We start from the raw sequence: 19,984 nt of genomic DNA on the forward strand, positions 1-19,984 counted from the left end.
CCCATATGCTTTGCCATGCAACCGGAGACAAAGCGCCGATGAGCCTCGACCCGAACCCGACCTATTCCGCGCCTGACGACTGGCGGGCCTATAGCGGCGTGCTCTCACGCCGTACCTTCGCCTTCGTGATCGACTACGCGATCGTGCTGCTGCTCTGCATTCCTGCAGCGGTGATCGTCTTCTTCCTCGGCATCATCACCCTCGGGCTCGGGTTCTTCCTCTACCCCGCCCTGTTCGTCATCGTCGCGCTTCTCTATTTCGGCATGACGCTCGGCGGACCGAGCCAGGCAACGCCGGGCATGCGCGCCATGGGTATCGCCATGGCGCGGCTCGACGGCCGGCGGGTGGATTTCCTGACGGCCATGGTGCACACGGTCCTGTTCTGGATCATCAACTCGGTGCTGACGCCGCTGATCCTGCTCGCCGGCCTGTTTACCGAAAGGTCCAGGCTCGTGCACGACATGCTGCTCGGCACCGTCGTCGTCCGTAAGGACTGAAGAGGCCGAACAAGGGGTTTATGTATCGGGCCCTCGGATCGGCCGCTCCGGCTGCAGTTGACCTTTTACCATTCTGCGCCATGGTATGGCTGTTACGGCATCATCACCAAGGCAGGACGGGACCGATCGCGCCGCGATGAACACTCAGACCACGCCAAATCCGCAGTTCTACCTGACGGCTCCGGCATCCTGCCCCTACCTGCCCGGCCAGATGGAGCGGAAGGTGTTCACGCACCTGGTGGGGCCGCGGGCCGCCGAAATGAACGACCTGCTGACCCAGGGCGGCTTCCGGCGCTCGCAGAACATTGCCTACCGCCCCGCCTGCGAGACCTGCCGCGCCTGCATTTCCGTCCGTATCCTCGCCGAGGAATTCCAGCCGGCGCGGTCGATGCGCCGGGTGCTCGCCGCCAATAGCGACGTCGTGTCCACCCTCCTGCCCGCGCAGCCTTCCACCGAACAGTTCTCGCTGTTCCGGCGTTATCTGGACGACCGTCACCAAAGGGGCGGCATGTCGGACATGTCGGCGCTCGACTATGCAATCATGGTCGAGGACACGCATGTCAACACGCGGATCATCGAGTACCGGCGGCGCGAGCCGGGGACCGGCATCGGAGAGCGGAAAGGCGAACTGCTGGCGGTGGCACTGACCGACACGATGAGCGACGGGTTGTCGATGGTCTATTCCTTCTTCAACACCCGGCTTGCCAAGCGTTCGCTCGGCACGTTCATGATCCTCGACCACATCAGCCGCACCCAGGCGCTCGGCCTGCCGCATGTCTATCTCGGCTACTGGGTGCACGGGTCGAGCAAGATGGGCTACAAGACGCGCTTCCAGCCGCAGGAGCACCTGACCCCGCGCGGCTGGGAACGCTTCGATCCCGCCTCCGACATCTGAGTCACTTTCATGGACGATCATAAAAAGGGCCTCGTGCTCACCACGATCGGCGGGCTGGCGCTGTCGTTCGACGTGCCGCTGGTCAAGCTCGCCGACGGAGAAGTCTGGTCCATCATCGGGTTGCGCAGCTTAGCAACGTTCACGATGGCCATAACGCTGTGGCTTCTGCTGCGCCTGTTCTCGAGACGCGTACCGGTGTTGGTTCCCGGTCGGTCGGGTCTGTGGGCAGGCCTCTGCTACGGCGTCTCGACCATGACCTTTCTCGGCGCCGTCTTCCACACTGCCACCGGGAACGTCGTCTTCATCGTCGCCTTCACGCCGATGTTCGCTGCACTGTTCGGCTGGCTGGCGCTGAAGGAGGTACCGTCGGTCTCCACGATCGTCACCATGGCCGTCATGGTGGCGGGCGTTGCGCTGATCGTCTCGGGTGGACTCGAGAGCGGGGGCCTGTTCGGGGATGTCCTGGCACTCATCACATCGGGATTGCTTGCCGGCGCCATTACCATCAGCCGCAAGAGCGGGCGAGACATGGGCTTCGTGCCGCTCGTCGCCACGATCCTGCCGGCGCTGGTGGGGCTCGCCTTCGTCGCGCAGCAGGGTTTCGCCGTCGCTGCGCCGGCCTGGGTGATCTTCGACGGGGCCATCATGATCCCCCTCGCCTTCTGGTGCCTCGCCACCGGCCCGCGCTACCTCAGCGGACCGGAAGTCGGGATGTTCTATCTTCTGGAGACCATTCTTGCGCCGGTCTGGGTGTGGATGGTGTTTTCGGAGGTGCCACAGCCACAGGCGCTGGTAGGAGGCGCGATCCTGGTGCTGGCGCTGGTGGCGCATTCGGCGTGGCAGATGCGGGTGGTGCGACCGCAGAAACTCGCCGTCTCGGAGCCTTGATTGTCGTATCCGATCGACAATGTTATAACTCCGTTTCAACAGGGAGCAGCGCCATGAACGTCACAATTCGCAAGATCGGCAATTCCGAAGGCATCATCATTCCCAAAGAGGTACTCGATCGCTTGGGGCTGAAGGCGGGGGATTCCGTCGAGATCAGAGAAGAAGGCGGCAGCATCTCACTGATACCGGAGCAAGCCGACCTTACCGAACAACTGAAGGCTGCCCGCATCGGTATGCAAAAATATAAGATCGCCCTCCGAGAGCTGGCGAAGTGACTACCCTGAAGTGGCTATCGCGGCCAGCGATCGAGGTCATCCATCGCGAGCAATTGGCGGAACATGGCGGGCTGCCAGGCATCCGAGATGAAAACGCGCTTGAGGCGGCATTGGCACGCCCTCTCCACAAGAACAGCTACGGTGAAGAGGATCTCTTCCGCTTGGCCGCAGCTTATCTCTACGGTTTTGCACGCAATCACGCCTTTGCGGACGGCAACAAACGGACCGCCTACCTTGCCGCCTTCACCTTCCTGCTCATCAACGGATACCTGATCGAGGCAACACAGGCGGAAATTGTTGCCTTCGTCCTGGCCGTTGCCGCCGGCGAAATCGATGAGGAGGGTGCGACGCGCTTCCTGCGCGATCACACCATCCCCTATCCGTGATCACCCGGCGAACTTGCCGCTGCGCGGGAAACCTTTCGGCACCAGTCGGCCGGCGGAGGCGCGGTCACCCAGCCATTCCACAAGCTCGTCCTTCGTCTTGGTGAAGACGCGGCCCGCGGAATCCTCCCAGGTGAGGCCCTGGTCGATTGCGAAGCACCTTACGTCTGAAATACCGCCGTCCTTGTAGCGCTGCAGGCGCACGCCCTTGCCGCGGGTCATCTCCGGCAGTTGCACCAGCGGGAAGACGAGCAGCTTGCGGTTCTCGCCCACGACGGCAACGTGATCACCCGAGACCGGCACGACCAGCTTTGCCTCGTCCGGCATGCCAACATTCATGATCTGCTTGCCCTTGCGGGTATTGGCGACCATTTCGCCTTCGGCAACCACGAAGCCGTTGCCGGCGGTCGAGGCAAGGATCAGCTTGCGCGACGGGTCGTGAACGAAGGCGGTCAGGATGTCCTGGTCGTTCTCCATGTCCACCATGATGCGGACCGGCTCGCCATGGCCGCGGCCGCCCGGCAGCTTGTCGGCGCCGAGCGTATAGATCTTGCCGCCGGTGGTGACGAGCAGCAGCTTGTCGGTCGTCTGCGCCGGGAAGGCGAGCTTCAGGGCGTCCCCTTCCTTGAAGGTGAGCGACGAGGTGTCGGCGATGTGGCCCTTGAGGGCCCGGATCCAGCCCTTCTGCGAGATGACGACGGTGACCGGCTCCTTCTCGATCATCGCCTGCTGGATCGCCTCGACATCGGCTTCGGGGGCTTCGGCGAACTGAGTGCGGCGGCGGCCGAGCTCGGTTGCCTTGGCGAACTTCTTCTTGACCTCCTGGATCTCGACCTCGACCATGCGCCACAGCTTCTGGTCGGACGCCAGCAGCGCCTCGATGTCGGCCTTTTCCTGCGTCAGTTCATCGAATTCCTTGCGGATTTCGAATTCCTCCAGCTTGCGCAGGTTGCGCAGCCGCATGTTAAGGATGGCTTCCGCCTGGAGGTCGGTGAGATCCCATTTCGCGACCATCACCGGCTTCGGCTCATCCTCCTCGCGGATGATGCGGATGACCTCGTCAAGGTTCAGATAGGCGATCAGCAGGCCGCCGAGGATTTCCAGACGCCGGTCGATAGCGGCAAGGCGGAACTTCGAGCGGCGGATGAGGACTTCCTTGCGGTGGCCGAGCCATTCCAGCAGGATCTCGTTGAGCGCCATGACCTTGGGCACCTTGCCCATGGACAGGACGTTCATGTTGAGCGGGAAGCGGTTTTCGAGGTCCGTCAGCCGGAAGAGCGATTCCATCAGCAGGGTCGCGTCCACGGTGCGGCTCTTCGGCACCAGCACGATGCGGACGTCTTCCGCAGACTCGTCGCGCACGTCTTCGAGAAACGGCAGCTTGCGGGCGACCAGAAGCTCCGCGATCTTCTCGATCAGCCGCGACTTCTGCACCTGATAGGGAATTTCGGTGACGACGATCTGGTAACCGCCCCGGCCCAGATCTTCCGTCTCCCATTTGGCGCGGACGCGGAAGCCGCCACGGCCGGTCTTGTAGGATTCGATCACCGATTCCCGGCTGTCGATGATGATGCCGCCGGTCGGCATGTCCGGACCGGGCACGAATTCGACGAGCTTTTCTACGGTGGCGTCGGGGTGCTTGATCAGATGCAGCGCGGCGTCGCACAGTTCATGAACGTTGTGCGGCGGGATGGAGGTCGCCATACCCACGGCAATGCCGGTCGCGCCGTTCGCCAGCAGGTTCGGAAAGGCGCCCGGCAGGACGACCGGCTCGTCGTCCTCCTCGTTGTAGGTCGGCCGGAAATCGACGGCGTCCTGGTCGATGCCTTCGAGCAGCAGCATGGCCGCTTCCGTCATGCGCGCTTCGGTGTAGCGCATGGCAGCCGGACTATCGCCGTCGATATTGCCGAAGTTGCCCTGGCCGTCGACCAGCGGGTAACGGATGGCGAAATCCTGTGCCAGCCGCGCCATGGCGTCATAGATCGAGGCGTCGCCATGGGGGTGGAACTTACCCATCACGTCGCCGACGATACGTGCGCATTTCTTGAAGGCGGCGTTCGGACGCACGCCCATCTCGCTCATGGCATGCACGATGCGGCGATGAACCGGCTTCAGTCCGTCACGCACATCCGGAAGCGCCCGGTGCATGATGGTCGACAACGCATAGGCAAGGTAGCGCTCCTCGAGCGCAGCCTTCAGGTCGATCGGAAGGATGTGATCGCCGCCCTCGCCGTCGGACGGCGGTGTAAGATTTTGTCCCATGGGGCCTTGACTAGCGGAAAGGCCGATTCCCGGCAAGAAATACGGGAAATGCGCCTGTGGATGACCAGCGGAATGGAGCGGGACGTGCCTTTTCCACCACTTGCCTGCGGATAATAAAAGCATGGACGTTTCGTAGGCGCCCCCTATAACAGGCGGGAACGACAGTCGGGCAGAGGGCCCACAGGAGGATTGATGATGTCTCACGCGGGCAGGATGCGGCTTCTGATGGCGGGCGCCGGGCTGATGCTGATGGCGGGACCTGCCTTCTCGCTCGACGGCGCCGACCTGGTGGCGAAACTGAATGCCGCCATGGGAATACCCGGCGCGCCGCTTGCCGCGCAGACGATCGATGTCCGCGGATCCACCGTCACGCTGCGGGGAGCGACATACAAGCCGGTAGAAACCGAGCCCGCGGTAAACCTCGGCGACATCACGCTGGAAGGCGTGGAAGAGGACGCCGGCGGCTATGTCATCGAGAAGGTGCTGTTCCCGAACGTCAACGCCGCCGAAGACAACACGACGGTGACGATCTCCGATATCTCGATGAGCAATGTGACCGTGCCGGCCGACACCACCGGAGACAGTCTCGCCTCCGTCCTTCTCTACGAAGAAGCCTCGACCGGGCCCATGACCGTGACGGTCGATGGCAAGGAAGTTTTCTCCGTCGCCTCGTCGGTCTCCACGACAGACGTTGCGGATGACCAGTCGGCGGTGGGTTTCGCCATCGATGTCCAGGGCATCAGGGCCGATCTGTCGACCGTGGAAGACGTCAAGTCACGCGACGCGCTCCAGTCTCTCGGACTCACCGCGTTGAACGGCTCCATGACGATGTCGGGAAGCTGGCAGGCGGAGGAAGGCGTCGTCGATCTGGAAGAGTACGTCTTCGACTTTGCCGATGTCGGTACGCTTTCCATGGCCCTCAGCTTCTCCGGCTATACCATGGAATTCGTACGCGCCGCGCAGGAAGCGACGAAGGCCATGGACACCAATGCCAGCAAGGAGAGCCAGGACGCGGCGGGTCTTGCCATGCTCGGCCTGATGCAGCGGCTGACCTTCAACAGCGCCGAGATCAGCTTCCAGGACGCAGGAATCACCAACCGGGCACTCGATTATGCCGGCAAGGAACAGGGCGTATCTGGCGAGAACATGGCGCAGATGCTGAAGGCGATGACGCCGATGATGCTCGCCCAGTACAACGTGCCGAAGCTGCAGAACATGGTGAGCGAGGCGGTCAACACCTATCTCGACAACCCGGGTAATTTCACCATTTCGGCGAAACCGGAGAACCCCGTTCCCTTCCCGATGATCATGGGAGCGGCCATGGGGGCTCCGAATACCCTGCCGGACGTGCTGGGCGTGACGGTGGAGGCCAACCGGCGGCAGTAGGTTCCGCCTGCAGGCCAAGGGACCTGCGGCAGCGGCCTCCCCCGATGGAGGTCATGCAAGCTCGACCGGGTGCAGAGGCCGCCGCATGTATCGCTGGCGGACCAGGCTTCCTTCTCGCCAGACTTCGGTCGGCGCAAAGCCGCACTTCCGATAAAGGCGGTCAGCTGCGACCGCGCCCGGCGTTCCCTTCGCAAACGTGTCGACATAGATGAAGGAATCGCTCGGGATGGCGGCGATGGCCATTTCGACAAGCATCCGGCCGATGCCGGATCGGCGGTGCTCGGACGAGACGGCCAGCCAGCGTATCCGGTGTGTTCCACCTTCCCCGCCGATGAAGATCCCGCCCGCCAGAGAGCGGGCGGGGCTTGTCCAGGCGCAATAGGCCTGCTTCTGCGCGATCTTCCGGGAGAGAACGGCGCCGAAATCCGGCATCGGCCCGAACAGTGGCGTCACTTCGTCAGCCAGCATCATCCAGGGCGCGATGTCCTTGTGTTGCGCCAAACCGATCCGGACCTTCATCTCCCAAGCCCCAGGTTCCCAGTCCACACTCCACAGCCGAACGGCATCGAACAGCAAGCTCGTGTTCGCCTGCGTCTGCTCAGTGCCCTACCGCCACCGTCCGGGGTGCGTGATCCTTGTCGTGCACGCCGAAGCGGTCGACCATGTTGGCGCTTGCCTCGTTCAGGCCGCGCAGATCCACCTCCACGCCATGCCGACGGAATTTCAGCACCACATCGTCGACGGCGCCGACGGCGGAAATATCCCACAGATGCGCCTCGCCGACGTCGATCGTCACCCGCCTCAAGGGCTCGCTGAAGTCGAACGCCTTGATGAAGCTTTCGGTCGAGGCGAAGAAGATTTCACCATCGACGTGATAGGTGCGCTCGGTGCCGTCCGCGCTGAGCTCCGAGCGGACGTGGAAGAGGCGCGAGACCTTGCCGGCGAAGAAGACGCCGGAGAGAAGTACGCCGACAAGCACGCCCTTCGCCAGGTCATGGGTCGCCACCACGGTGACGACGGTAGCCAGCATGACGATCGAGGACGGCAGCGGATTGCGGCGCAGGTCGATGATGGAGCGCCAGGAGAAGGTGCCGATCGACACCATGATCATCACAGCCACGAGGGCCGCCATCGGGATAATCCTGACGATGTCGTCCAGAACGAGGATCAGGACGAGCAGGAAGGCGCCCGCGACGAAGGTTGAGAGACGCCCGCGGCCGCCCGAGGAGACGTTGATGACCGACTGACCGATCATGGCGCAGCCGCCCATGCCTCCGATGAGGCCGGACGCGATGTTGCTCACCCCCTGCCCCACGCATTCCTGGCTCTTGTTGCTGTTGGTGTCCGTCATGTCGTCGACGATCTTTGCGGTCAGCAGCGATTCCAGCAGGCCGACGGCGGCGAGAGCCAGCGAATAGGGAAAGATGATCTGCAGGGTTTCGAAGGTAAGCGGCACCTGAGGCAGCGCGAAAATCGGCAGGCTGTCGGGCAGTTCGCCAAGGTCTCCGACCGTGCGGATGTCCATACCGGCATAGTAGGCGACCAGCGTCAGCGCCGCGATCGCCACCAGCGGCGACGGGATGGCCTTCGTGACCAGCGGAAAGATGTAGATGATGCCGAGGCCGGCCGCGATCATCACATAGGTCTCGACCGGCACGCCGATGAGTTCCGGCAACTGCGCCATGAAGATGAGGATCGCCAGCGCGTTGACGAAGCCCGTCATCACGGATTTCGAGACGAAACGCATAACGCGGCCGAGCCTGGCGGCGCCGGCGAGGATCTGCAGGAGGCCCATAAGCAGGGTCGCAGCAAAGAGATATTGCAGGCCGTGATCGCGCACGAGCGTCACCATCAGGACGGCGGTAGCGGCAGTGGCGGCGGAGATCATGCCCGGGCGTCCGCCGGTAAAGGCGGAGACGCAGGCGATGGCGAAGGAGGCGAAGAGGCCGACCTTAGGATCGACGCCGGCGATGACCGAAAAGCCGATCGCCTCGGGGATAAGGGCGAGCGCCACGACGATACCCGAAAGGACGTCACCGCGGATATTGGAGAACCATTCACGTTTGTAGTGAGCAAGACCGTTCATCTGAAATTTTCGCAAACTGAGCATCGGCCGGAAGCAGGAGTTTCGGCTTGGACTAAGGATGATGCTTTGCGTTATCCGGCGGATCGGCGGCCGGAAGAGCCACCCGGGAGTTTCACCCGAGTCCTTGTGATGAGCGGTCTATAGCGGCTTGGTTGCTGCAGTGCAACTTGATGATCGTCATCAAGAGCGAAGGCCCGGATCGTCAGAGCCGGGCCTTCGTAAACTCAATCGAGCACCTGAATGACGGTGCGCGTCTGCGGGTTGACGAGCACGCGGCGCTCGTTGACGACCGTATAGGCATAGTCATTGTAGCCATCGACGGTATGAACCTCGACGGTCTCGGGCAGCGGAGCGCCGACCACGACTTCGCCCTCATAGGCGACCGACGGAACGCTCTGCTCCATCACGTAGGTGCGGACCTCGCCCGGCACGACCACGGTCGAGCCGGTAACGGCCGGAGCCTGCTCCTGAACGATAACGGTGCTCTGGGCCAGGGCGGCGCCGGAAACCATGACCAGGGCCGCGGTTGCGGCGACGAGCTGAATGCGCATGTTCTTTCTCCTGTGCTTCTGCTGGGCAGACAATACGGGAGAGCGAGGTTGGTTCCGTTTTCCGGCCTCTTCCTTCATCGCCAAAGGTGAACGGATGAAACGGAAAACGGCGGCCCGAGGCCGCCGTTCGCGCACTTGCGGATGAGCCGGGCTTCAATCCTTCTTGGACGGAATCACCCGAAGAGCCAGCTCCCGCAACTGCGTCGCCGTTGCGGGCGACGGGGCGTTCATCAGGAGATCCTGCGCCTGCTGGTTCATCGGGAAGAGCGTGATCTCGCGCAGGTTCTTCGCACCCGTCAGCAGCATGACGATCCGGTCGACACCGGCAGCCATGCCGCCATGCGGCGGTGCACCGTACTGGAAGGCGCGGTAGAGACCGCCGAAGCGCTCCTCGACGTCGGCCTGGCTCAAGCCCACCTTCTCGAAGGCCTTGACCATCAGTTCCGGAGACTGGTTACGGATGGAGCCGGAGGCGATCTCGAAACCGTTGCAGACCATGTCGTACTGGAAGGCCTTGATCGTCAGCGGATCCTGGTTTTCCAGGGCATCCATCCCGCCCTGCGGCATAGAGAACGGGTTATGGGCGAAATCAACCTTCTTCTCGTCCTCGTTCCATTCGAAGAACGGGAAATCGACGATCCAGCAGAGTTCGAACCGGTCCTTGTCGGTGAGGTTCAGTTCTTCGGCGGCGCGGTTGCGCGCTTCACCCGCGAACTTGTAGAACTTTTCCGGCTCGCCGGCGACGAAGAAGCAGGCATCGCCGGCTTCCAGGCCGAGCTGGGTGCGCAACGCGTCGGTGCGTTCCTCGCCGATATTCTTCGCAAGCGGACCGGATCCGGCGATATTGCCATCCTCTTCCTTCCAGAAGATGTAGCCGAGGCCGGGCTGGCCCTGTTGCTGCGCCCAGGCGTTCATGCGGTCGCAGAAGGCGCGCGAACCACCGGTCTTCGCCGGGATCGCCCAGACCTCAACCTTGGGATTGGACGCGATCATGTTGGCGAAGACCTTGAAGCCAGAGCCGGCGAAATGCTCCGTGACGGCTTCCATAACGATCGGGTTACGCAGGTCCGGCTTGTCGGAGCCGTATTTGCGGATCGCCTCGTCATAGGGAATGCGCGGGAACTCCTTCGTCACCGGCTTGCCGTCGGCGAACTCCTCGAAGATGCCGCGGATGACCGGCTCCATCGTCGTCCAGACGTCTTCCTGGGTAACGAAGCTCATCTCCAGGTCGAGCTGGTAGAATTCGCCCGGCAGGCGGTCGGCGCGCGGATCCTCGTCGCGGAAGCAGGGCGCGATCTGGAAATAGCGGTCGAAGCCGGCGACCATCAGCAACTGCTTGTACTGCTGCGGCGCCTGCGGCAGGGCGAAGAACTTACCCTCGTGAATACGGCTCGGGACCAGAAAGTCGCGGGCACCTTCCGGCGAGGAGGCAGTGAGGATCGGAGTCGAATATTCGGTAAAGCCGACATTGGCCATCTCGCGACGCATGGCGGCAATGACCTGGGTGCGCTTGACGATGTTCCTGTGCAGCGTCTCGCGGCGCAGGTCGAGGAAGCGGTACTTCAGGCGCACGTCTTCCGGATAGTCCGGCTCGCCGAAGACCGGCAGCGGCAGCTCCTTTGCGGCGGAGAGAACTTCGATCTCCTTGGCATAGAGTTCGATCTCGCCGGTCGCCATGTTGGCGTTGACGGTTTCCTCCGTGCGGGCCTTGACGAGGCCGTCGACGCGGATCACCCATTCGCCGCGGACCGTCTCGGCGATCTTGAAGGCCGGGGAATCCGGATCCGCCACCACCTGCGTCATGCCGTAGTGGTCGCGCAGGTCGATGAACAGCACGCCGCCATGGTCGCGCACGCGATGCACCCAGCCGGAGATGCGGACGGTGGAGCCGACGTCGGACTTCCTCAGGGCGGCACAGGTGTGACTGCGGTAACGGTGCATTGCAAAGAATCCTGGACTGGTGCGAAGCTGCGGGAGCGGCATGGGAGCCATCGGACCGGCAGACGGAAAATCGGCGCGAAAAGCGCATGGTCGGCCTGCTTTGTCAAGGCTTCGCGCCCTTCGCGGGCTTTTCGCCTGTCTTTGCGGCGCAAGCTTGGCTAGAACTTCCCGAACCGCGCGACGGCAACGAGTCGCACGGCTGCCGCGAAAGCCTTTCATGAGCCAGATACGTCCGCTGATTCCCCTGCTCGTCACCGCCGGCATCCTGATCGGCGGCAATGGGCTTCAAGGCACCTATATCGCCCTTCGCGGCTCGCACGAGGGCTTTTCCCCTTCCCTCATCGGCATGATCGGCGCCGGCTACAGCGTCGGGTTCGCCATCGGCTGCATCTACGTCACGCGCCTGCTCCGCCAGATCGGCCATATCCGCACCTTTTCCGCCATGGCGGCGATCGGCGCCTCCTGTTCGCTGGCGATGTCGCTCATCATCGATCCAACCTTCTGGTTCCTGATGCGCTTCGTCATCGGGATCGCCGTGGCCAGCCTGTTCGCGACAGTGGAAAGCTGGATCAATGCCAAGGTGACGAACGCCAACCGCGCGCGCACGCTGTCCGTCTACCGGCTCGTCGACCTCGGCTCGGTCACGGCCGCGCAATACATGATCCCGCTAGCGGGCATCGAGGGGACGGTGATCTTCAGCATCATCGCCATTGCCATGACGCTGTCGCTGGTGCCGATCTCGGTCGCGGACCGCTCGAGCCCGACGCCGCCGGAGGCGATCCGCTTCGACCTGAAGGCGGTGTGGCGCATCTCGCCACTCGCGGTGGTCGGCGTCGTCTGTGTCGGCCTCGCCATGGCTGCCTTCCGCAACATCGGGCCGATCTACGGCGAGACGATCGGCATGAGCATTACCTCCATCGCCACCTTCATGAGCGCCGGCATCATCGGCGGCGTCGTGCTGCAATATCCGCTCGGCGTCTACTCGGACCGGCTGGACCGGAGGACGGTCATCCTGTGGACGACGATCGGATCCATCCTGACCGGCGCCTATCTCTCCTTCGGCGCGGGCACGAGCGAGACCGCCAACATCATCGGCGTCTTCCTGTTCGGCGCCTTCTCCATGCCCCTCTACTCGCTCTGTTCGGCGCACGGAAACGACTATGCCAGGGAGGGCGAGCATGCGCTGGTATCGGCGGGGCTGCTGTTCTACTGGTCGGTCGGCGCCACCGTGGGGCCGCTGCTTGCCTCGCTGCTGCTCGAATACTACGGGCCGGACGTCTTCTTCGTCTACACCTCGGTGATCTTCTCGGCCTTCGCCGTCTTCACGCTGCGGCGGATGGGTGTCCGTCCTTCGGTGCCGCCGGAGAAGCGTCCGAGACGCTTTCGGGCGCTCCTGCGGACCTCGGCCTATTTCAACAAGCTCGCGGCGCCCCCGGACAAGGAAGATCGCCGCTGATTGAACCGTTATATTGACATATGGGGCCGGAAGGAGAAGGAAGGCTGATACTTTACCAATCTCTCCATTGCTGTGACCGGACCTGATGATCGAAACGACTGCCGCCCTTGAAGACGCCTGCACCAGGCTCGCCCAATCGGACTTCATCACCATCGATACCGAATTCCTGCGCGAGACGACCTTCTGGCCGCAGCTCTGCCTGATCCAGATGGCGAGCCCGACGCTGGAAGTGCTGGTCGATCCGCTGGCGAAGGGGCTCGACCTCAAGCCGTTCTTCGAGCTGATGGCCAATCCCGGCGTGGTGAAGGTCTTCCACGCTGCGCGGCAGGACATCGAGATCATCCATCACCTCGGCAATCTCGTGCCGCATCCGATCTTCGACACGCAGGTGGCGGCCATGGTCTGCGGCTTCGGCGACAGCGTCTCCTACGACCAGCTCGTGCAGCGGACCACCGGCGCCCATATCGACAAGTCCTCCCGCTTCACCGACTGGAGCCGCCGGCCTCTCTCGGAGAAACAGCTGGAATACGCGCTTGCCGACGTGACCCATCTGCGCGACGTCTATGCGGCGCTCAAGGAGCAACTGGAGCGCGAGGGCCGTGCCGGCTGGCTGACGGAGGAGATGGCGATCCTGGAATCGGCCAATACCTACGACATCCATCCTGACGACGCGTGGCTGAGGCTGAAGGCGCGGCTGCGCAAGCCGACAGAGCTCGCCATACTCAAATACGTCGCCGCCTGGCGCGAGCGCGAGGCGCGCAGCCGCGACGTGCCGCGGTCGCGGGTGCTCAAGGACGATGCGATCTACGAGATCGCGCAGCAACAGCCGAAGGATGCGGAAGCACTGTCGCGGCTGAGGACGATCCCGAAGGGCTGGGAGCGCTCGGCTTCCGGTGCGGCCATCATCGAGGCCGTCAACGCGGCGCTCGCGCTGCCGAAATCCGAAATGCCGCATGCACCGAAGCCACTGCGTTCTCCGGAAGGCACAGGTGCTGCCGTGGAACTTCTCAAGGTGCTGCTGAAGCTCACTTCCGACAGGGAGGGCGTCGCCGCCAAGATCATCGCCAATACCGAGGATCTGGAGAAGATAGCGGCGGAAGGCGAAGGCGCCGACGTGGCGGCGCTCCACGGCTGGCGCCGCGAACTGTTCGGGGAAACCGCGTTGCGGCTGATCTCGGGCGGAGTCGCGCTGCGCTTCGTGGACAAGAAGGTCGAGGCGGTAGAGCTTTAGGCCGGATCAAAGCCTCCACGGATTGATCACAGCGACACCGGCCGCCTCGAACGGCGAGGTGTCGCGCGTAGCGACGGTGAAGCCGTGGATGCGGGCAATGGCGGCAATTTGGCCGGCGGCCAGAAGGATAGACCGGCCGCTGGCGCGTGCCGATGCGACGATCACCGCATACGCTTTCGCGGCCGCTTCATCGAACGGCAGAATGCGAGAACCCAGCAGAAGATCCAGCAAGTCGCGGATCCTCTGTCTAAGGAGAGTTTTCCGCTGCCCCTCCGGCATGATTTCTATACCCAAAAATATCTCGGCGATACTCGTGGAAGCGGCGTAGAGCACTTTGGCGTCCTGAGCATCCAGCCATGCTTTCACTTTCGGATCCGAAGCAGATTTCATGGGTTCCGAGAGAACGTTCGTGTCGAGCAGTATCATTCGAAAGAGACGCCCCGCGCGGGGGTCTGATCGCGAGAGAAATCGAGATCGTCCAGTCCGCCGAACTCCTGCCCCAGTTCCCACAGGGCGGTTCCCAGTTTAAGGGGAGGTTGCTGTGCCAAGGGCTCCTTCAAAGCCTTTTGTCCATTTACCAAAGCCTCCCGCAGGATGCGCTGAGCCTCAGCCTCAACCGAAGTTCCATGCTCCAAGGCCAGCGTCTGCAGCAATCGGCTCTCTTCATCGGACAGGTTTCTTATCGTGATGGCGTTCATTACCGCACCTCCGATATGATAGGTTCTCAACCTACCATATTGGTTCGCCTCCCCGTTTTCAACGAGAGCCTCCCATGCCCCCCGCCCTCACCGCCGAGCATGCCCAGCGCTTTGCCGCAATCGCGCTCGGGCATGTGCGGCGGGAATATCCGAACAAGCCGGGGCATGTTCTGGCCGGGCCGGAGGATGCGCGGACACCGCGGGACCTTCATCCAATCTTCTACGGCAGCTTCGACTGGCATTCCTGCGTCCATGGCTACTGGATGCTTGCGCATCTCCTGCGGCGCTTCCCGCAGATCGAGGCGGCGCCTGCCATCCGGGCGCTGTTCGACGCACAACTGACGCCGGAGAAGGTGGAGGGGGAATGCGCCTATCTGGCGGCCCCGCAGGCGCGCGGCTTCGAGCGGCCCTATGGCTGGGGCTGGCTGCTGAAGCTTTCCGCGGAACTGCCGGCGCTGGACAATCAACAATGGTCTCAGACGCTCCAGCCGCTGACGGACATCTTCCTGGCGCGGTTCGAGGACTTCCTGCCGGTCGCCACCTATCCGGTGCGGGCGGGGACGCACTTCAACACCGCCTTCGCGCTGCGGCTCGCAGCCGACTATGCCGAGGCCACCCGCGACAAGGCCTTTCTCGGGCTGTTGCGGGAGACGGGGCTGCGCTGGTACGGCGCGGACGAGGCTTGCCCGGCCTGGGGAGAGCCTTCCGGCGACGACTTCCTGTCCCCCGCCCTCATCGAAGCGGAATGTATGCGCAGGCTGATGGCGCCGGACGAGTTTGCCGGCTGGTTCAGCCGTTTTCTCCCCGACATCGCCGCCGGGCAACCGGCGACACTGTTCGAGCCTGTGAGGGTGTCCGACCGGTCGGACGGCAAGATCGCCCATCTCGACGGCCTCAACCTCAGCCGCGCCTGGTGCTGGCGAGCGCTGAGCAAATCGCTGCCGGACGACGATCCGCGGCGCCCGGTCATGGCGTCAGCGGCCGAGGCTCATCTGGCCGCCGCCCTCCCCCATGTCGCGGGCGACTACATGGGCGAACACTGGCTGGCGAGTTTCGCCACGCTCGCACTGGAGGCGTAAGAGCGTCTCAGGGGTGAAGCCTGGCGCCCCTGGTGATCTTGTCGACGATCTTCTTCTCTGCGCGCATGGCGATCCCGACGACCTTTGCATCATCGGGCGAGAAATGCCCGAACACCTCGCGGTTTGCCCCATCGTGACCGGTCGCGAACATCTCCTCGACGTAGAGGGACGTGGTGATGGCGCGCTCCAGCGAGCGCCGGTGAATAGAGCGCATGTTCTCCCGATCCGCCGTCAGCACGACCATGGGCTGGATGCTCAGGCGATTGTAGACATGGCCGGCTGCGTCCCGGTAAGGTTCGCCGATGATCTCCGGATACTGCGCGACGATGCCGCTCGTCAGGAAGGCGGTCACGTTCAGTTCCTGCCAAGCGGCGAGGTCATTGCGGAGGACGATGGCGATCTTGGTGTCGAACATGCGGGAAAACTCCGTTCGGGGGATAGAGAGAGACGAGCAGCTAACGGCTGCGGCCGGGGCCGGTCTTGCACGTTCGTGCGGCAAGGGCGGCGGTGACCTGATCCGCGTCGCTGAACCCTCACGCGGGATCGAACGCATCGAGGCACGTTTCCATGGCAACGGTTTCTCACCGCACCGGCACGACACCTATGCTCGGCATCACTATCTCCGGCGTCCAGACATTCCGCTACCGCGGTTCATCCCGGTTCAGCCTTCCCGGCAAGGTGATCGTACTGCATCCGGACGAAGTGCATGACGGCGCCGCCGGGACGGACGACGGCCTCGTCTACCGGATGCTCTACCTGCCGCCGGCGCTCGTTGCCGATGCGGAGGGGGATGCTCCCGGGACCCTGCCCTTCGTCAGCGAGCCGGTGATCAACGATCCTCGTCTGCGTCGGGCGCTGGCAGACCTGCTGGAGGATATCATCCACGAGCCGCAGGATCTCCTGCTGGACGATTCCCTGTCGCGCATCGCGGCAGGGCTGCGGCGGAATGCATCCGGCGCGCCAAGCCCAATCGGCCCGGCAGCCCGACGGGCGGTTCTCGCCTGCCGTGACTATCTCGACGTCCACGCGGAAGACCTTGTTTCCTCCGGCACGCTGGAAGACGTCGCAGGAATTGGCCGGTACGAGCTGGCGCGGCAGTTCCGCCGCATGCTGGGCACCAGCCCGCACCGCTACCTCATCATGCGCCGGCTGGACCGGGCGCGGCAGGAACTGCGCGCGGGCGCGAGCCTCGCAGATGCGGCGGCAGCGGCGGGCTTTTCCGACCAGGCGCATTTTACCCGCCATCTCAAGAAGACTTACGGCATGACGCCGGGGCGCTGGGTCGCCCTGAGCCGCGCGGGCTGACGGATCGGCCGCGCGTCATCAATCTGTCAAATGCCTATCAACTCTCCGTCACGGGAGGCTCCTAGGAGAGGGTGTTCAACCTCTCACCAAAGGTGTTTCCATGACCAGAACCCTGCTCGCCTCCGTCGCGCTCATCGCTCTTCTGGGCGGCGGCGCCAATGCCGAGGAAAAGGAATTTTCCGCCACCCTCGTCTCCCACGCCATCCTGCCGGCCAACACGATCATTCCGGCACCCGAAGACGTGCCGGAGCATCTTAAGACCTCCGGCAAATTCTCCACCGCAGACCGCAAGCGGGCGGAAGGTCTCGGCACCGTGCCGGGTAAGGACGGCGTGCGCCCGACCGGGCTTTCGCTTCCCTTCGACGGCCAGCCGGTGCAGGGCTTCTCCGGCATCAAGACCATGCCGGACGGCACCTTCTGGAGCCTGTCCGACAACGGCTTCGGCTCCAAGAGCAATTCCAGCGACGCCATGCTGATGCTGCACAATATCCGCTTCGACTGGGAGAACGGCGCTGTCGAGCGTCTGAAAACCGTGTTCCTGACCGACCCGGACCGCAAGGCGCCCTTCCCGATCGTCATGGAAGGTTCGGACAAGCGTTACCTGACCGGAGCGGATTTCGACGTGGAGTCGATCCAGCCCGTCGAGGACGGCTTCTGGGTTGGCGAGGAATTCGGGCCTTATCTCCTGAAATTTGCCACCGACGGCAAGCTGACGGACGTCGTGGCCACCGTGGTCGAGGACAAGCCGGTGCTCTCGCCCGACAATCCGACGCTGGTCACGCCGGCCAATCCGACCGCGAAAATGGCAAGCTTCAACCTCAAGCGCTCCGGCGGCTATGAGGGGCTTGCCATGTCGAAGGACGGCGCAAGGCTTTACGGCCTCTTAGAAGGCCCGCTCTACATGGGAGACGGCACGGTGGAACAGGCCGACGGGCAGACGGCGCTCCGGATCATCGAACTCGACGCCGCTTCCAAGAGCTGGACGGGCCGCTCCTGGCTCTATCCGCTGTCGGCCGGCGGCGAGGCGATCGGCGACTTCAACATGATCGACGGGATGACGGCGCTGGTGATCGAGCGCGACAACGGCGCCGGCACCGCCGACCGCGCCTGCGCCGATCCGAAGACGCCGGAGGCGACCTGCTTTGCGGTGCCCGCCAAGCACAAGCGGATCTACAAGATCGAGATGACCGACGAGAACGCCGGGAAGGCCGTGCGCAAGATCGGCTATATCGATCTCATGCAGATCAAGGATCCGCAGGGTGTCGCCCGCCAGGGCGGAGGCGAAGACTTCTACGACATGCCTTTCGTCACGATCGAGGACGTGGATGTCGTGGACGAGGCCCATATCGTCGTCGGCAACGACAACAACCTGCTGTTCTCGGCCGGCCGCGCCCTGGACAAGGCGGACGACAACGAGTTCGTGCTGCTGAAAGCCGGAGAATTCCTGACGGCGAAGTAAGAGGCAGGTGACGGGCCGGATGCTCCTCACCTGGCCCTCTCCCCGCGCGCGGGGAGAGGGAACAAATCGGCTTTACTCGAACCGGAAAGCCAGTCTCTTGCCCGTGAGCCTGGCAAGCTGCTGCAGGCGGCCATCCAGGCGTTCGCCGGCGAAATCGGCGTGCTGGTGAGGCACCACGAATTCGAGATCGAGATCCGGCGAAGAGGCGGGACGGAAGGACAGGCTGTTGACGATGCCGGGCATGGACGCGGAGAAGAGGTAGACGACCCGCAACATGCCGCCGAGCAGCTTCGCCATATCCTGCAGCCGCGCACCGGCGATGGCAGCCAGCGGCTCGGACGCGCCGTCGTCTTGCAGTCCCTGGAAACGGTAGTAGTTGGCGAGCGCCAGATAGGCCCTGCCCGGATGGGTAATGCCGACCAGCGAGGAGTGGGCGATGAGATTGAGCGCCTGCGGCCCGCGGTAATCGGGATGAGCGCGCCAGCTGATATCAGCGAGCAGGCAGGCCGCCTGGCGGTAACGGCTCTCCTCCTCGGTCTCGTCGACGCCGAACATGGAAACCATGCGCCCGGTCCAGGCGGCCAGTTCGCGGGCATGCTCGGGCGAGCGGGCGCGCAGAATGGCGAGCTGATCCGCTGCGACGAGCAGGGGGTCGCAGGCCTTCTCCTCTTCCGACAGCAGGGAATAGAGGTAGCCTTCGCGCACACCCTGGGCGGAGAAGAGGATGCGTGCAGGCTTCATCACCTGCAGAACCTCCTGCATCGCGACGGCCCCGAAGGGCAGCAGGGCGCGGCGGTTCTTGGACACGGCCTGCCAAGCCGTATGCTTTCTGTCCCCGGACACGACCGTATCGAGGAACGACATCATGTCCTCGTATCTGACCTTGTAGCCCTGCATCATGTGCAGGGGATAATCGTTGACCTCCATGTGCAGCTTGGCGATGTTTCGCCAGGTACCGCCCACCGCATAGAAAGTCCGGCCTTCGCCCTTCTTCAGGAATTCCGCTCTGGCAACCTGCTGGGCTGCGATCCGGCGGGCCTTGTCCAGCGACTGCTCGGAAGTCTCGGAAAGACGCAGGCCCCCCAGAGGAAGGGTGATCCCGCGGCCAAGCTGCTCGCCGCGGATGTCGATGAGCTCGAGCGAGCCGCCGCCGAGGTCGCCGGCAATGCCGTCGGGATCGTGGAAGCCGCTGATCACGCCGTAGGCGGAATACAGGGCCTCCTCCTCTCCGGTCAGGACCTGAACCTTGCAGCCGAGGATTTCCTCCGCATCGCGGATGAACTTGGAGCCGTTCGCGGCTTCACGCGCCGCGGCTGTCGCAAGGGGATAGATGTGCGTGGCGCGGGCCTGTTCCGAAAGCGCCCGAAAGCGGCGCAGCGCCGCCAGCGCCCTCTCCACCGCCGTCGGATCCATCCGACCGGTGGTCGCAAGGCCCTTGCCCAATCCGCACAGGACCTTCTCGTTGAACAACATGGCCGGTGAGCGCGACAGCCCTTCGTAGATGACGACACGAACGGAGTTGGAGCCAATGTCGACAACGGAGACGGGTGCGATTCCCGGCAGCCGGCCCTGCGCTTCAGATATTACCATCG

Annotated in this window: 20 protein-coding genes and 1 other annotated feature; of the genes, 11 read left to right on the plus strand and 9 right to left on the minus strand. The window is 63.6% G+C overall.

All coding sequences use genetic code 11. From position 1 onward, the window contains the following. Positions 1 to 38: 38 nt before the first annotated feature. The 5 genes from RTCK_RS07110 to RTCK_RS07130 all read left to right on the plus strand — a co-directional run bounded on the left by RTCK_RS07110 (position 39) and on the right by RTCK_RS07130 (position 2,941). A complete protein-coding gene (locus RTCK_RS07110) occupies positions 39 to 497 on the plus strand; it encodes an RDD family protein (protein ID WP_142592286.1) in 459 nt (152 codons plus the stop codon). 136 nt (positions 498 to 633) lie between these two features. Further along, positions 634 to 1,392, plus strand: coding sequence for an arginyltransferase (locus tag RTCK_RS07115; protein WP_142592287.1), 759 nt, complete (start codon positions 634 to 636; stop codon positions 1,390 to 1,392). Positions 1,393 to 1,401: 9 nt separating this feature from the next. Continuing rightward, on the plus strand, positions 1,402 to 2,280 hold the full coding sequence (locus tag RTCK_RS07120) for a DMT family transporter (RefSeq protein ID WP_142592288.1): 879 nt from the start codon (positions 1,402 to 1,404) through the stop codon (positions 2,278 to 2,280). Between the two features lie 53 nt (positions 2,281 to 2,333). Further along, positions 2,334 to 2,555 carry an AbrB/MazE/SpoVT family DNA-binding domain-containing protein gene (locus RTCK_RS07125; protein ID WP_142592289.1) on the plus strand — a complete coding sequence of 74 codons (222 nt, stop codon included), beginning with the start codon at positions 2,334 to 2,336 and terminating at the stop codon, positions 2,553 to 2,555. Next, a complete protein-coding gene (locus RTCK_RS07130; RefSeq protein WP_142592290.1) occupies positions 2,552 to 2,941 on the plus strand; it encodes a type II toxin-antitoxin system death-on-curing family toxin in 390 nt (129 codons plus the stop codon). The genes RTCK_RS07125 and RTCK_RS07130 overlap by 4 nt, the downstream gene beginning before the upstream one ends. On the opposite strand, the gene parC is transcribed toward RTCK_RS07130, so the two are convergent. Beyond that, a complete protein-coding gene (gene parC / locus RTCK_RS07135; RefSeq protein ID WP_142592291.1) occupies positions 2,942 to 5,200 on the minus strand; it encodes a DNA topoisomerase IV subunit A in 2,259 nt (752 codons plus the stop codon). A gap of 195 nt (positions 5,201 to 5,395) precedes the next feature. Here parC and RTCK_RS07140 point away from each other — a divergent pair, with 195 nt between their 5' ends. After that, on the plus strand, positions 5,396 to 6,586 hold the full coding sequence (locus RTCK_RS07140) for a hypothetical protein (protein WP_142592424.1): 1,191 nt from the start codon (positions 5,396 to 5,398) through the stop codon (positions 6,584 to 6,586). Between the two features lie 51 nt (positions 6,587 to 6,637). Here the strand turns inward: RTCK_RS07140 and RTCK_RS07145 are convergent, their stop codons facing one another. The 4 genes from RTCK_RS07145 to aspS form a co-directional block, all read right to left on the minus strand. Then, positions 6,638 to 7,105 (minus strand): GNAT family N-acetyltransferase, encoded by a 468-nt coding sequence (locus tag RTCK_RS07145; RefSeq protein WP_142592292.1) that lies wholly within the window; start codon positions 7,103 to 7,105, stop codon positions 6,638 to 6,640. A gap of 79 nt (positions 7,106 to 7,184) precedes the next feature. Further along, positions 7,185 to 8,672 carry a SulP family inorganic anion transporter gene (locus RTCK_RS07150; RefSeq protein ID WP_142592293.1) on the minus strand — a complete coding sequence of 496 codons (1,488 nt, stop codon included), beginning with the start codon at positions 8,670 to 8,672 and terminating at the stop codon, positions 7,185 to 7,187. A gap of 69 nt (positions 8,673 to 8,741) precedes the next feature. Beyond that, positions 8,742 to 8,799 (minus strand) — a sequence feature (sul1 is cis-regulatory element that is thought to sense ions involved in sulfur or methionine metabolism; They are found in Alphaproteobacteria). A 97-nt stretch (positions 8,800 to 8,896) separates the two neighbouring features. Continuing rightward, positions 8,897 to 9,223 (minus strand): DUF1236 domain-containing protein, encoded by a 327-nt coding sequence (locus RTCK_RS07155; RefSeq protein WP_142592294.1) that lies wholly within the window; start codon positions 9,221 to 9,223, stop codon positions 8,897 to 8,899. 153 nt (positions 9,224 to 9,376) lie between these two features. After that, positions 9,377 to 11,164, minus strand: a complete 1,788-nt coding sequence (gene aspS / locus RTCK_RS07160; protein ID WP_142592295.1) for an aspartate--tRNA ligase — start codon at positions 11,162 to 11,164, stop codon at positions 9,377 to 9,379. A gap of 217 nt (positions 11,165 to 11,381) precedes the next feature. Between aspS and RTCK_RS07165 the strand changes: the two genes are divergently transcribed. Both RTCK_RS07165 and rnd read left to right on the plus strand, forming a co-directional pair. Next, positions 11,382 to 12,620 carry an MFS transporter gene (locus tag RTCK_RS07165; RefSeq protein ID WP_142592296.1) on the plus strand — a complete coding sequence of 413 codons (1,239 nt, stop codon included), beginning with the start codon at positions 11,382 to 11,384 and terminating at the stop codon, positions 12,618 to 12,620. A gap of 85 nt (positions 12,621 to 12,705) precedes the next feature. Further along, positions 12,706 to 13,851 carry a ribonuclease D gene (rnd, locus tag RTCK_RS07170; protein ID WP_142592297.1) on the plus strand — a complete coding sequence of 382 codons (1,146 nt, stop codon included), beginning with the start codon at positions 12,706 to 12,708 and terminating at the stop codon, positions 13,849 to 13,851. Positions 13,852 to 13,857: 6 nt separating this feature from the next. Here the strand turns inward: rnd and RTCK_RS07175 are convergent, their stop codons facing one another. After that, complete coding sequence (locus RTCK_RS07175; RefSeq protein ID WP_142592298.1) at positions 13,858 to 14,277, minus strand: type II toxin-antitoxin system VapC family toxin; 420 nt, start codon at positions 14,275 to 14,277, stop codon at positions 13,858 to 13,860. Then, on the minus strand, positions 14,274 to 14,549 hold the full coding sequence (locus tag RTCK_RS07180; protein WP_142592299.1) for a FitA-like ribbon-helix-helix domain-containing protein: 276 nt from the start codon (positions 14,547 to 14,549) through the stop codon (positions 14,274 to 14,276). The genes RTCK_RS07175 and RTCK_RS07180 overlap by 4 nt, the downstream gene beginning before the upstream one ends. Positions 14,550 to 14,623: 74 nt before the next feature. Between RTCK_RS07180 and RTCK_RS07185 the strand changes: the two genes are divergently transcribed. Next, a complete protein-coding gene (locus RTCK_RS07185) occupies positions 14,624 to 15,628 on the plus strand; it encodes a DUF2891 domain-containing protein (protein WP_142592300.1) in 1,005 nt (334 codons plus the stop codon). A gap of 7 nt (positions 15,629 to 15,635) precedes the next feature. Here RTCK_RS07185 and RTCK_RS07190 read toward each other — a convergent pair whose 3' ends face one another. Further along, positions 15,636 to 16,043, minus strand: coding sequence for a DUF2000 family protein (locus RTCK_RS07190; RefSeq protein WP_142592301.1), 408 nt, complete (start codon positions 16,041 to 16,043; stop codon positions 15,636 to 15,638). A 152-nt stretch (positions 16,044 to 16,195) separates the two neighbouring features. Here RTCK_RS07190 and RTCK_RS07195 point away from each other — a divergent pair, with 152 nt between their 5' ends. Both RTCK_RS07195 and RTCK_RS07200 read left to right on the plus strand, forming a co-directional pair. Then, on the plus strand, positions 16,196 to 16,933 hold the full coding sequence (locus tag RTCK_RS07195; protein ID WP_328803924.1) for an AraC family transcriptional regulator: 738 nt from the start codon (positions 16,196 to 16,198) through the stop codon (positions 16,931 to 16,933). A gap of 100 nt (positions 16,934 to 17,033) precedes the next feature. After that, entirely contained in the window at positions 17,034 to 18,392 is a 1,359-nt protein-coding gene (locus RTCK_RS07200; RefSeq protein ID WP_142592302.1) for an esterase-like activity of phytase family protein, read from the plus strand. A gap of 72 nt (positions 18,393 to 18,464) precedes the next feature. Here RTCK_RS07200 and ppx read toward each other — a convergent pair whose 3' ends face one another. Continuing rightward, positions 18,465 to 19,982 (minus strand): exopolyphosphatase, encoded by a 1,518-nt coding sequence (gene ppx / locus RTCK_RS07205; protein WP_142592303.1) that lies wholly within the window; start codon positions 19,980 to 19,982, stop codon positions 18,465 to 18,467. Positions 19,983 to 19,984: the final 2 nt, after the last annotated feature.

This window comes from Pseudorhizobium endolithicum (genome assembly GCF_902153245.2).
Taxonomy (GTDB): domain Bacteria; phylum Pseudomonadota; class Alphaproteobacteria; order Rhizobiales; family Rhizobiaceae; genus Neorhizobium; species Neorhizobium endolithicum.